This is a genomic window from Leuconostoc sp. UCMA20149 (assembly GCF_030400235.1).
GTDB classification, from domain to species: Bacteria; Bacillota; Bacilli; order Lactobacillales; family Lactobacillaceae; genus Leuconostoc; species Leuconostoc pseudomesenteroides.
This window is the reverse complement of record NZ_VJYC01000002.1, coordinates 81,061-94,297: the sequence shown is the minus strand read 5'-3', so window position 1 is coordinate 94,297 and position 13,237 is coordinate 81,061. Positions and strand designations below refer to the sequence as shown.

The window sequence follows — 13,237 nt, the reverse complement described above, 5'->3', positions numbered from 1 at the left end:
ATGCAAAATTTATCAGAAGTCCTGCAACAATTTCAAAAACAATACGCTAACAAGGCGAACTTAGCTGAAATAATCGAGTCTATCGGTCAAGATGATGACATTCGCACTTTTTGGAATGCTCATCAAAATGATTTGAAATCAGATGCTTTTCAACTCAAGATGGGTGACTTATATGAGTTTATTCAGCAAAAAAATAAGATCGCGGCTGGGGAAAAAACGCTTTATCCTGGCTATTATCCACAACTCACAATTGAAAAAGGCTATCCGTTAGTACATTATGTTGCTGATGAAAACACGCGGCAACAATTGATGCAGCGTCGCAAGTTAACTGCATACAAGATGCCAAAGGCTATTCAAGACGCTGACTTACAGACACTCATTCAAGATAATGGGCGCATGACAGCGCTGGCTGAAGTTGTGGACATCTTGTCACAAAAGATTAGTGGAAAAACAGATTTTATTCAAGGACTGTATTTATCTGGTGATTTTGGTATTGGGAAAACTTACTTGATGGGGGCGTTAGCTAATGCGCTTGCTGCCAATAATATAGAGGTGATGTTACTACATTTTCCGTCTTTTATCAGTGATTTAAAAGGCACTTTTGACCACAAAGATGAATCACTCGACGAATTACTAACTAAGGCAAAAACGGTTTCTAATTTAATCTTGGATGACATTGGGGCTGACACGTTGACCTCATGGAGTCGTGACGCCATTCTTGGCATTATCTTAGAGTATCGTATGCAAAACGAATTGACCACATTCTTTACTTCTAATTTTGATATGATTGGCTTGGAAAGCTATTTAGCCCAGACAAAAGATGGTGTTGAGCCTGTCAAATCAGCACGACTCATGCAGCGTATAAAATATTTAGCAAAGCCTGTTCAGATGACGGGTAAAAATCGGCGGTTAGACATTTGATTTTCTTTCAAAAGACAAAAAAATATTGGTTGGTGCTTGGTGCATTAGTTTTAACATGGGTGCTGTTGCGTCATGATGCTGTTATTTATCAACAACCTGTTGGTCAGGTCGTTCATGAAACAGCCCGATTGACGCAAAAAACGACTGACGAACATGGGAATACTGACAAAGTATATTCGCAGCGGTTAACAATCAAGTTATTGAATCGCAATAGAACAGTGACGTTGTCCAATCAATATACTGATTCACAAACCGTTACGCATCGTTATCATGTCGGTGATCAGTTATTGCTTGATGGTACTAGGCAACTCAGAATTTTATCGCTAAAACGTGATGCAACAATTGGTGTGTTACTTGTTCTGTTAGTTTCATTATTATTGTTGTTTGTTAAATGGCGTGCCACCGGCTGGTTGTTATTAAGTTTGATTATCAATATTATTTTATTTGTTGTTGCTTTAGTAATTGATATTAACGTTAAAAATGCTAATGTATTATTAATTTTTGTTATTTTAGCTGTGCTAGTGGCTTTTTCAAGTTTAGCACTGGTACTTGGCAGAACATTGCAAATGGCGGTAACTTTGGCGTCGACATTATTAGCAACGCTATTAGCGATGATATTAATGTTAGTGTCATTGAAGGTGACGGCCAATGAAGGCGTCCATTTTGAAACCATGTCTTATGTGACGCAAGTGCCAACGACTTTGTTTATTGCACAAACTATCATTGGTGTTTTGGGTGCTGTTATGGATGAGTCAGCTGATATTGTGGCAGCGCTATTTGGCATGCGACGTGAAAAAATTGCTCATCATTTCAAAGATTATTGGCACGCTGGCATGAATGTTGGTCGTGATATTATGGGGACGTTAGTCAACGTGTTATTCATGATTTTTATTGCTGAAACCATGCCAATGGTCTTTCTAATGTTGCGAAATGGCAATAATTGGCCATATATTTTAGACCAAATTATGAATCTAGGTATTTTACAAACGGTTGTTTCTGGTATTGGTATTGTGATTGCAGTTCCGGTAACGAGTGCGCTAGTTGCTCTAATTGTTAAACATCAACAGGTGGTGAAACCATGAACGCAATTGGATTATTGATTTTAATACTGTTTATGTTAATGATTTTTGTCGGTGGTAATCAAGGACTCAAAGTGTTTTTTGGATTGTTAATTAATTTTATTGTTATTTTTATTTTAATGATTTTGATTAACTGGCAGTTTAATCCCTATATTGTGACTGCTGTTATCAGCATTGTCATTTTAGCGATTGCGATTTATTTGGGATCGGATAATCAAGCTGTGGCGAATACAGCTTTTCAAACAAGTCTCATTGTTGTAGCTATTCTGATGATTATTGCTATTGTGGCACAACATTTTGGTCAGTTTCAAGGCTTTTCAACTGAAAATTCAGAAGAGTTAGAAGGGCTATCGCTCAATGTTGGTTTGTCATTTAGTCATGTGGCGATGGTTGTGATGGTTATTTCACTACTAGGCGCTGTAGCAGAAGCAGCAATGGCGATTATTGCTGATTTGAATGAGGTGATTGACAGAACGCCAGATATGACCAGTAATAGTTTGTATGCGCATTCGCGTATCATTGGTGGGCAAATTCTAGGTACTGCTATCAACACACTATTTTTCGGGGTGTTGGGGGCTAATTTGCCATTGCTAATTTGGTTTATTCGGTTAAAATATTCGTTAGCAATGTTTATGAATGCCAAAGTCCTCATGATGGAAGTTGTGACCATGCTTTTAGGCATGCTGGGTATTTTACTTAGTATTTGGGTGGCTAGCTGGTTGGTTGTGAGACAGTTTGTGAAACATAAAAAGGTAGGTATAAAGTGAACGAAACATTTGATTTAATTGAACAAATCACGCGAAATGATGGGTCCGTTTATTTTGAATTAGGAAATATTTCTCAAAATGGGCGTGCAGAGTATGCAGCAGAACATGGCTATATTAAAGAAGTTCGCATTTTAAAAATGAATATTCCAAAATCAACCAATGTTGAAAAAGTCACTGCTTATATTAATGCCCATTATCAATTATTACCGTTAGAGTATGATGGCTGGGAAGAATGGGTTAAAACACCTGAGATAGAGCAAGATTTACAAGCTATTTTATTAGAAAATCGTGTTGGTTAGTTATGATATTGTGATCACGAATTTTATTTTTATTTTGAGGAGGAAAGTGCGTTCTAACGTACATAAACAGTTATGCGTTCAGTATTTAATCAACCGGAGGCCGTTGTGCTGGCTTCAAAACATTTGCTTGATGGCACAGGTCGTTTACGTTGGGTATACAGGGAATTAGCCCCTACGACACCGCAGGATTCTGGCTGGTTTTTGTTTGCCGACAACGATACGGAAGCTTGGAATGATCAACCTGACAATTTTATGCCCTTGATTATTGAAACGTCATTAGCAATTGAACCTTCATTGCAAAATATTCTAGATTTGCCTTATGGCACCGACTTAGTTTTGGATGATCGTTTAGGCATAAAGGGCTGGTGGGACCCCAAAACCAAGACGCCAGTATGGCTCGCTGACGGTAGTGTTGATAGCACATTCAAGATTGTCAACGGAGAGGTTATCGAAAAATAACGAAACGTTTGTAATTTGATAACTTTTTCTATATAATTAAAAGCGGTGTTATTTTATTGATAGCGCGAAATGGTAGTATAGCCAAGTGGTAAGGCAACGGTCTGCAAAACCGTCATCGCCGGTTCGACTCCGGTTACTACCTTCTGGAACGCCTTAATAGGCGTTTTTTCTTATGATATAATAAATAGCAAATGATAACTTTAACTGATAATGTTGATGTTTTGCCCGGTGTGGGACCAAAACGCCTGACTGCGCTCCATGACATTGATATATTTACAATTGAAGATTTGATCGATTATTTTCCATTTCGCTACGAAGATCTTGGTGAACGGTTGCCATCTGAGACGCTAGATGGGGATAAAGTGACCTTTAAAGGTATTGTCAGCACACCACCAATTGTTAATCGTTTTGGCAAACGCTCGCAAACGCGCTTCGGATTATTAATAGACCATGACAATGTCCGGGTGTCTTTTTTTAACCAGCCTTGGGTTGCACAAAATGTTGAAGTCGGCCAAGAGGTGGCGGTTTATGGTACGTATGATGCTGCTAAAGCCGGTTTGACGGGTATCAAAATGATTCAAGCCACGATAGACGCCTTGTCGCCGATTTATCCTGCAACGAAGCAAATTAGTGCTAAAACGATACGTCATTTGATTGAACTAGCTTGGTCTGAGGTACGCGGACATGTTGATTCATTAGTGCCTAAAGGGCTGCGTGATAAATATCGCCTCCTAGATCGTAATACACAGATTGAAAACATGCACTTTCCAAGTGATGCTGATCATGCTAAATCTGCAAGACGTAGCGCTGCCTTTGAAGAATTTTTTGTTTTCCAAATGCGATTGCAGCTGCTGAAGCTGGCTGATCAAAATTTTGCTGGTGAGGGTGTCGCTTATGATCAAACTGCCTTGGTAACTTTTGAAAATAGCTTGCCATTCACGTTAACGGCTGCACAAAAAAAAGTGATACAAGAAATTTTGCAAGATCAAAAAAGACCACGCCACATGAACCGATTGCTGCAAGGGGATGTTGGTTCTGGTAAAACAGTTGTGGCCGCGATGGCAATGTATGCAGTTATTACTGCTGGCATGCAGGCAGCTATGATGGCGCCAACTGAAATTTTAGCGCAACAACATGCAATTAATTTGGCTAATATGTTTGATCAAGCTGGTTTGTCTGTACGTGTCGAATTATTAACGAGTGGCCTCAAAGTCGCACAACGGCGGCAATTATTGGAAGACTTAGCTCATGGTGATATTGATATTTTAGTTGGCACACATGCCTTACTTCAACCTGACGTGGCGTTTCATCACTTGGGTCTGGCGGTCATTGATGAGCAACACCGTTTTGGTGTTAATCAACGCGCAAAACTACGTGAAAATGGGGTTAATCCTGACATTTTGGCTATGACGGCGACGCCAATTCCACGTACGTTAGCTATCACTGCGTATGGTGAGATGGATGTATCAGTTATTGATCAATTACCCGCTGGTCGAAAAATAATTCAAACGCGCAAAATTAGTCATAGTCAACTGGATCAAACCCTACGTTTTGTTCGCCATGAACTAGAAGACGGTGCGCAAGTATATGTTGTCACACCGTTAATTGAGGAATCTGAAGCATTAGATGTCCAAAATGCGCAAGCAATGTATGAAGCGATGCAACTTGAATTTCCAGACAGTCAGGTTGGACTTTTGCATGGCCGTTTGTCAAACGATGAGAAAAAAAGTTTAATGGCAGATTTTAAAGCCAACCGCATTCAAATTTTAGTTGCTACCACAGTGATTGAAGTCGGTGTTGATGTACCCAATGCTAGTATTATGTTGATTATGGACGCGGACAGATTTGGTTTGGCGCAATTGCACCAATTAAGAGGTCGTGTTGGGCGTGGTTCTCGTCAGTCTTATGCTATTTTGGTAGCCGATCCAAAAACTGATTATGGTCGTGCCCGTCTAGATGCTATGGTGTCAACAACTGACGGTTTTGTTTTGGCACAAAAAGATTTAGAACTACGTGGCTCTGGTGATATTTTAGGTACTAAGCAAGCCGGTGTGCCAGAATTCATGGTTGGTGATCCCGTTAAAGATTTGACCATGATGACGATTGCGCAACAAGAGGCAATTGACTTAGTTAGTCAAAAAAAATGGGATGATCGTCCAGAAAATCAAGCTTTAGTGGCCTATTTGTCACGAACAATGGCCCGTTATCGACATTTTGATTAGAGCCATTACCAGCGGTTAAAGCAAAACAATGTTAAAATGAACTATATTTATAGAAATAAATGATGTACGGAAAGAGATGGATACATGAAAATTGCTATTGATGCAATGGGCGGCGATTTTGCCCCATTAGAAATTGTTAAAGGTGTCGAACTGGCACGTGATCGCTACCAAGAAATTGAATTTCAATTATACGGGACAGCAGATCAGGTAAAACCTTTAGTAAAGGATTGGACACGTATTAATTTGGTGCCAACAACTGAAGTGATTGAAATGGGAGAAGAACCTGTTAAAGCAATGCGCCGAAAGAAGGACTCATCAATGGTCCGTGCAGCAAATGCTGTAAAAGCGGGTGAAGCAGATGCTTTGTTTAGCGCGGGAAATACGGGTGCCTTGTTGTCTAGTGCTATCTTTTTAGTTGGCCGAATTAAAGGCGTCGATCGTCCCGCCTTGGCAACTGCTTTGCCAAGTTTTGAAGGGCCACATGATCAATTTGTATTCATGGACTTGGGTGCAAATGCTGAAAATAAGCCGGTTCATTTATATCAATATGGTATTTTAGGTAGTTTTTACGCATCCCACGTTTTAAATATTGAGAATGCGCGTGTGCGGTTGCTCAATAATGGTGCTGAAGAGGATAAGGGCGATGAGGTGCATAAAGTGGCACATCAATTGATGAAAAATTCGCATGCTTTTAATTTTGTCGGTAACATTGAGGCTCGTGAGCTATTAGCTGGGACGGCTGATGTGGTTGTTGCTGATGGATTTTCCGGTAATGCAGCGCTTAAGGCCACTGAAGGTACTGCACTGATGATGTTGAAACAAATTAAAGCAGCTATCATGGCCTCAGGTTTGTCGGGGAAGATCGGTGGTGCTTTGCTAAAGCCAGCTTTTAAAACAATTCAAAAGAAATTGGATTATAATGAAGCCGGTGGCGCGGTGATTTTGGGTGTTAATGCCCCAGTTGTCAAAACACACGGTTCCGCAAAAGCAAATGCTGTTGCTAATACAATGGGCCAAATTAAAATTATGATTGAGAATAACTTGGTTGGGGATACTCAGACATTTGTTGCTGAGCATGCTGATGATTTAAAAGCAGCTAAGCAAGCACTGCAAAACGAAGAAAATGCATGATTTGTGTTACAATTAGTTTTTAACATATAAATTCTGGAGAATAGACTCTAATGGCAATAGAAAAAGAAACAATTTATAATATGTTGGCGGATGAGATTGCAGAGCGCTTCAATGTGAAACGCGATACGATTACACCTAATCTTAATTTTTTGACGGATATTGACGCTGATTCAATTGATTTTGTTGAGTTAGTATTGGAAGTTGAAGACATGTTCAATGTTGAAATTTCTGATGAAGATGCGGAAAATTTGGTGACATTACAACAAACTGTTGATTACATCGTGGCCCATCAACATTAATTTGTTGACACTTATTTATAATCAGTGTAGAATTATGGACAACTCATATCAAAAAGTGTTGAGAAGAGTAGTGCGATTAATTTGCAAAGCGAGCGACGTCTGGTGAAAGTCGTCAAATTAATAGTGCGAAGATGAACTCATCATACACGTCAATCGGTGCAAGCTGATTAGACCGGATGCACCGTTATCGTATGTTAGCAACAATTTTTGTTGTGAATTAAGGTGGGAATACCCACAAAAATGGGTGGTACCACGACATGTCGTCCCTGTACAAATAGTTAAATATTTGTGCAGGTTTTTTTATTTAATTAAGTCAGTAATGACTATTGGAGGTCAATCAGATGTCAGAAGTTCAAACAAAGTCGCTAATTGCACAAATCTTGGACACTTGGATTCAGGGGGAGAAAAGCGAAAAACTTACTTTGGCTAATTATGCCAATGCAGCTGCTATTCTTCATCAAAATGTCGATGATATTAACTGGGTCGGTTTTTATCTATATGACCAACAGTTGAAGCAATTGGTACTAGGTCCCTTTTTAGGTAAGCCAGCTGTGACAGTTATTTCACCTGATTCTGGCGTTGTTGGTCAATCTTTTACGGCGCAATCTACTGTTGTTGTGCCTGATGTCAAAGCATTTTCTGGACATATTGTTTGTGACCCAATTTCTAATGCGGAAATTGTCGTACCAATTACAAAAGCAGACGGTACAAAGCTAGGCGTTTTAGATATTGACTCACCAACACTTAATCGTTTTACAAAGCAGGACCAAACAGATCTTGAAGATTATATTCAAACATTGCTTGGATATATTGATCGTATTTAATTGATTGTTCTAGCTCAAGCTAGGACTTTTATTTTTTTCGTCATGATATTGATAGTGTGTTAGAATATGAAGATTGTGATAAGCTAAATAGAGAAGTTATGAATGACAAAGACAAATAATAAATCGTCGGTAAAATTGGGAACATAGCAACAGAGAATGATAGCAACCTAATACTTAAAAAAAGTAAGTCATAATAGTCATGCTTTTCCAAGAATAACGGTTGATCTGATTTTGTTGTAATATTGAGGGGAAGACATGTGGGAGACATTATTATCAAGGCAGTCGCAATTTTGGGCTGCACTATGGCAACACACCCAATTGACAGTTGCAGCAGTTGTGATTGCTGGTGTTATTGCAATACCGCTGGCAATCTGGTCTGAACGACATCGACGATACGCTGAATGGTTATTACAAGCAACTGGTATTTTGCAAACACTACCATCATTGGCGGTTCTGGGGTTGCTGATACCACTTGTTGGGATTGGTTGGCCGGCTGCACTGATTGCTCTAATTATTTATGCATTATTGCCTATTTTTCAAAATACTTATTTGGGGTTAACTGGTGTTGATAAAGGCGTTGTTGATGCTGCCTATGCACTAGGGTTACCGCGCAAAAAAGTTCTGCGAAAAGTGCAAATACCACTAGCTATGCCAAGTATTATAGCTGGTATAAGAACGGCTACAGTGCTAATTATCGGGACAGCAACGCTAGCTGCACTAATTGGTGCGGGCGGGCTTGGTGATTTCATCCTGCTGGGTATTGATCGTAATAACACCGATTTAATTTTAATTGGCGCGTTGGCTTCGGCCATTATGGCCATTTTGGCAGGTGCTTTAATTAACTGGATTACAAAACTAAAAGTAAAAAAGTGGCTTATCGGTTTGCTTGCTATTTTATTTATTGGTGGGAGTGTGGTTCCCATGTTGCCTCAAAAATCAACAACGCAAACGATTACTATTGCTGGCAAACTTGGTTCTGAACCAGAAATTTTGATTAATATGTACGCTGATTTGATTAAGTCAGTCGAACCAAATAGCAAGATTATTTTGAAACCGAATTTCGGCAAAACAAGTTTTCTTTTTAATGCACTCAAGAGTAAAAAAATTGATATTTATCCTGAATTTACTGGTACTATCACAGCAACTTTGTCTGAGCCTGTTGTAACGTTGCCAGTTGGGGCCAATGCACAGACAACCTATCATGCCGCTTTAAAAGTTGCCCAAAAGCAGCAATTAACTTTAACAAAACCCATGAAATTTAATGATACCTACGCGATTGCTGTAACCCAAAAGGCTGCTTCGAAGTATCATTTGAAAACAATTGGTGATTTAACGCAATTGCCTAATGCAAAAGCCGGCATGACCGCTGAATTTTTAGATCGTGCCGATGGTATGCCGGGTGTCGAAAAGCAATATCGACTAAACATACCCACGGTCAGTTTAGACCCTGACTTACGATATCAAGCAATCAAGCAGGGACAAGTGAATGTGGTCGATGCTTATTCAACTGATTCGCAACTGGTTCAATATCGATTGAAAGTGTTGACAGATAATCAGCATTTTTTCCCAATTTATCAAGGTGCTGCTTTGATGCGTCAAGATTTTGCCCAAAAAAATCCAAAAATTACTCAAGTGCTGAATCGTTTGGCGGGCAAAATTAGTAACGAAGACATGCAAAATATGAATTACGCTGTTAATGTTAAGCACCAATCAGCTGCGACAGTTGCTAAAAAATATTTGAAAACACACAATATTCTAAAATGACTAACTTTGAATTACAACAATTGGTTGAACATATATCGAAGACCGCGTTTCATCAGCCTTTTCGTCACCACGCTAGTTTTAATAGTCGATTGAAAACAACTGGTGGCCGCTATTTGTTGGCGACACACCAATTAGAATTCAACCCTAAAATGGCTAATTTACCAATGTTTGAGCAAATCATCAAGCATGAACTAGTTCACTATCATTTACATCTTGCACACAAAGGTTATCGGCACAAAGATATTGATTTCAAGGCATTATTGTCACAGGTGGGAGGTGCGCGTTATGCCCCAGACATTGGTCAACGTCAAACCAACCAGCATCTCTGGCATTATCAATGCGAAAATGGGCATGATATTTTTAGACATAGACGTTTTCAAGTCGGCCGTTATCGTTGCGGTCAATGCGGTGCGCGTTTGATGTTGTTGGGTGAAGTATTGAATAAGTAAGCGTATTCATTTATAGTAAATGTAAGACAATTAATTGGAGAAAACTATGATTAAGCTAATTCTTTCAGATCTCGATGAGACGTTACTTAATGATGATGGCACGATTCATCCCGATAACATTACAGCAGTTCAAAAATTCGTGCAACAAGGTGGTTATTTTGTTCCTAATACAGGAAGATCATACAAATCAGTGTTTGGTACGTTAGCCACTCTGGGACTAAACAGACAAGAAAAGCAATATGTTGTGTCCTACAATGGTGGTGCTATTGTTGAAGTACACAGTGATGGTTCTGAGAAAATTGTTGCACAGCATGGCATGTCACTCAACCTAGCTAAAGAAATTTTCAAACTAGGTCAGATTCAAAACGACATTGATACCCATATTTATACGCTTGATACGTTATTTATTCATAATATTTCATCAGCTGATCAAGCGTATATGTCCGAACGCTCTGTACCGTATGTTGAAATGCCAAATGATGATTTGAACTTTTTATCTCATGAAAAGCCAATCATGAAAGTCATTTTTGAGCATACTGACCATGAAGTTTTGCGTGCGATTGATAAAGCCGTCAACCAAGAACTAGCAGATCAAGTGCTGACAACATATAGTTCGGATCGCTATGTAGAATTTAATCCAAAGGGCAGTGATAAAGGTTCGACAGGGCTGGAGTTAGCTGATTTATTAGGGATTACGCATAATGAAGTTGCCGCGTTGGGTGATAGTTTGAATGACGCTTCTCAAATTAAAGCCGCAGGTGTTGGCGTAGCCGTTGCTAATGCTAAACCAGAAATCAAAGCCATTGCTAATTTGATTTTGGATAAAACCAATAATGAAGGCGCTGTTGCCGAGTTTATCAACACTCATTTGGAGGGCTAAATGTTTAATTTGGCAGCGCGCATTGTTTTGCCATTGATTGCGATTGTGGCCTTTATTAGTGTATTTCTGTTATACTATCATCATTATCTAACACTTTGGTTAACCATTTTGTTAGTCGTCATATTAGTTATACTGGTTAATATTGGGTATATTTGGTTATATTGGCAAAAGCAAAAAACGCAATTTGAGGAAGATGATGCTTGAAATGACGGAAACTGCGAATCCTAAATCTCTTTGGCTTCGCATAATTAATTTTGGTTTAGTAATATTTTTGCTGATGCTTGCGCCTGGATTTTTGGGGCTAGCAAGTGCGAGTTCTGTTTTGTGGGAACAGATTTTGTGGGCATCGGTTATGGTGGTGGTTTATGTAGCAGTAGGTATATATGCCTATCGCTTACTAAAAGTAACGGCAAAAGCGCCAATTTTTCAACCTACTTCATCACCAAAAAGGAAAAGCTTCTGGTGGCTGGTTGGCATGTGGTTGCTCATGTTGGCTATTGAATTAACCATTGCAAACTTAAGAGTCAATTTAACAGGTGAGGCCACCACAGCAAATGAGGAAGCCATCAACCAGTTGACTTCAAATCTAAATGTCACAATGATTACCATGATTATCTATGCTGTAATCTTAGCGCCAGTTGTCGAAGAGCTGGTATTTAGAGGGCTAGTTCTCAATTACTTTTTACGACGTAACTGGTGGTGGGGTAATATTATTTTATCGGGTGTGATATTCGCTTTTCCACATATGGGTGTGATTCCCACTACGTTATCAGATGGTTTGAGTTATTTAATGTATGCTAGCATGGGTATGGTGTTAGCTTATGTCTATAAAAAAACGGGTGCGATTCAGAATAATATTGCGATTCACATGCTTAATAACGCCGTGACTATGATACCCGTGTTACTATTGGCAATCAACAAAATACAACACTAAAAAATGCGTTCATATACTGAACGCATTTTTTTAATTTAGAATTGTAGTAATTCTTTAGATGTATGGGTGTAAGGCACGAAGCCATCGCGACTCATGTAACCACTGTCTTCGATTCGAACACCAGCAACGCCAGGGACATAAATACCTGGTTCAATTGAAAATACCATGCCTTCTTCAAGGGTCATGTCATTGCCCGCCATAATTGAAGGAAATTCGTGTACTGAAGATCCTAAGCCGTGGCCAAGGCGGTGATTAAAGTATTCGCCATATCCAGCTTTGGTAATAATGTCACGCGCCACAGCATCTAACTCACTAGCTGTCATGCCAATTTTTGCTTGAGATTGCGCTGCTAGTTGAGCTTCTAAAGTGACAGCATGAATTCGTTTGGCTTCATCACTCACTGGCCCAAATGCGACTGTTCTGGTTGCATCTGAGGCGTAGCCTTCTGTCATTGTACCTAAATCAAATAGTGCCATTTCACCAGGATTTAATGTGCGACTTGAAGTTGAACCGTGGGGATCAGCGGCATGATCACCAAATTGAACGAGTGTTTCAAAACTCATGCCAACTACGCCAGATTTTTTGAGCTGATATTCTAGCTCAGCAGCGACAGCGAGTTCTGAGACACCTTCTTTTAATGTTTGGAAGCCAATTTCAAAGGCACGGTCGGCATCGCGTCCGGCAGCTTTCATGTGTTCAATCTCAGCTGGCGTTTTGATGAGTCGCAACTTGTTAATTTGGTCAGTGACATCGGTGATGAATTGGGCTGCTGGAAATGCTGCCTGTAATAAATTCAAGCGTGCCACGGTCAAATTATCTGCTTCGATGGCAAAAAAAGTACCATGAGTCGCAGATTGAATGTGCGTAGCCAACTTCGACCAAGGATTTTCTTGGTCTTCATAACCAAAAGCTGCATACTGCCAGCCACTTTCTTTCATACTATTAACTTCAAGTGCTGGACCGAATAAAAAAGGCTCGTGATCAGCAAATAGTACTAAAGCGAGTACACGTTCAATTGGGTCGGATTCAAAGCCACTTAAATAGGCAACACTATGATAGTTTGTGATGATTGCACCACTTAGGTTTTGATCGTTTAACCAATTTGTTAATTGATTGATTTTTTCTAAGTTCATAAAATTATCTACCTCGTAATTTACTATGTCTTTATTGTATCACTTTCATTTCTTGTTGTTTTTCTTGTAACAAATT

At 39.4% G+C, this 13,237-nt stretch carries 15 protein-coding genes and 1 tRNA gene; 15 read left to right on the top strand and 1 reads right to left on the bottom strand.

What is annotated here, in order from left to right; all coding sequences use genetic code 11:
- From dnaI to FF105_RS02415, 15 genes are all read left to right on the top strand, one after another.
- The gene (gene dnaI / locus FF105_RS02485) at positions 1-921 is read left to right on the top strand and encodes a primosomal protein DnaI (protein ID WP_010285889.1); all 921 of its coding nucleotides are present in this window, start codon (positions 1-3) and stop codon (positions 919-921) included.
- On the top strand, positions 918-2,003 hold the full coding sequence (locus FF105_RS02480) for a YibE/F family protein (protein ID WP_010285891.1): 1,086 nt from the start codon (positions 918-920) through the stop codon (positions 2,001-2,003). Before dnaI ends, FF105_RS02480 begins: the two co-directional genes overlap by 4 nt.
- Complete coding sequence (locus FF105_RS02475; RefSeq protein ID WP_010285893.1) at positions 2,000-2,767, top strand: YibE/F family protein; 768 nt, start codon at positions 2,000-2,002, stop codon at positions 2,765-2,767. The genes FF105_RS02480 and FF105_RS02475 overlap by 4 nt, the downstream gene beginning before the upstream one ends.
- Positions 2,764-3,066 (top strand): hypothetical protein, encoded by a 303-nt coding sequence (locus FF105_RS02470; protein WP_004915431.1) that lies wholly within the window; start codon positions 2,764-2,766, stop codon positions 3,064-3,066. The genes FF105_RS02475 and FF105_RS02470 overlap by 4 nt, the downstream gene beginning before the upstream one ends.
- A 72-nt stretch (positions 3,067-3,138) precedes the next feature.
- Positions 3,139-3,525: an immunity protein Imm33 domain-containing protein gene (locus tag FF105_RS02465; protein ID WP_290046325.1), complete on the top strand. Its 387-nt coding sequence runs from the start codon at positions 3,139-3,141 to the stop codon at positions 3,523-3,525.
- Between the two features lie 71 nt (positions 3,526-3,596).
- A tRNA-Cys gene (locus tag FF105_RS02460) sits at positions 3,597-3,667 on the top strand.
- 49 nt (positions 3,668-3,716) lie between these two features.
- Positions 3,717-5,747 carry an ATP-dependent DNA helicase RecG gene (recG, locus tag FF105_RS02455; protein ID WP_010285905.1) on the top strand — a complete coding sequence of 677 codons (2,031 nt, stop codon included), beginning with the start codon at positions 3,717-3,719 and terminating at the stop codon, positions 5,745-5,747.
- A gap of 84 nt (positions 5,748-5,831) precedes the next feature.
- Entirely contained in the window at positions 5,832-6,878 is a 1,047-nt protein-coding gene (plsX, locus tag FF105_RS02450; protein WP_010285908.1) for a phosphate acyltransferase PlsX, read from the top strand.
- A 50-nt stretch (positions 6,879-6,928) separates the two neighbouring features.
- Positions 6,929-7,177, top strand: coding sequence for an acyl carrier protein (gene acpP, locus FF105_RS02445; RefSeq protein WP_010285909.1), 249 nt, complete (start codon positions 6,929-6,931; stop codon positions 7,175-7,177).
- A gap of 341 nt (positions 7,178-7,518) precedes the next feature.
- Positions 7,519-8,001, top strand: a complete 483-nt coding sequence (locus FF105_RS02440; RefSeq protein ID WP_010285911.1) for a GAF domain-containing protein — start codon at positions 7,519-7,521, stop codon at positions 7,999-8,001.
- A gap of 255 nt (positions 8,002-8,256) precedes the next feature.
- Complete coding sequence (locus FF105_RS02435) at positions 8,257-9,765, top strand: ABC transporter permease/substrate-binding protein (protein WP_010285914.1); 1,509 nt, start codon at positions 8,257-8,259, stop codon at positions 9,763-9,765.
- Entirely contained in the window at positions 9,762-10,214 is a 453-nt protein-coding gene (locus FF105_RS02430; RefSeq protein ID WP_010285917.1) for a SprT family protein, read from the top strand. The genes FF105_RS02435 and FF105_RS02430 overlap by 4 nt, the downstream gene beginning before the upstream one ends.
- Before the next feature lie 46 nt (positions 10,215-10,260).
- Positions 10,261-11,094, top strand: coding sequence for a Cof-type HAD-IIB family hydrolase (locus FF105_RS02425; RefSeq protein WP_010285928.1), 834 nt, complete (start codon positions 10,261-10,263; stop codon positions 11,092-11,094).
- Positions 11,095-11,298 carry a hypothetical protein gene (locus FF105_RS02420; protein WP_010285934.1) on the top strand — a complete coding sequence of 68 codons (204 nt, stop codon included), beginning with the start codon at positions 11,095-11,097 and terminating at the stop codon, positions 11,296-11,298.
- Positions 11,291-12,028 (top strand): CPBP family intramembrane glutamic endopeptidase, encoded by a 738-nt coding sequence (locus FF105_RS02415; RefSeq protein WP_010285942.1) that lies wholly within the window; start codon positions 11,291-11,293, stop codon positions 12,026-12,028. Before FF105_RS02420 ends, FF105_RS02415 begins: the two co-directional genes overlap by 8 nt.
- Before the next feature lie 35 nt (positions 12,029-12,063).
- On the opposite strand, the gene FF105_RS02410 is transcribed toward FF105_RS02415, so the two are convergent.
- On the bottom strand, positions 12,064-13,161 hold the full coding sequence (locus tag FF105_RS02410; RefSeq protein ID WP_010285943.1) for a M24 family metallopeptidase: 1,098 nt from the start codon (positions 13,159-13,161) through the stop codon (positions 12,064-12,066).
- Positions 13,162-13,237 lie beyond the last annotated feature (76 nt).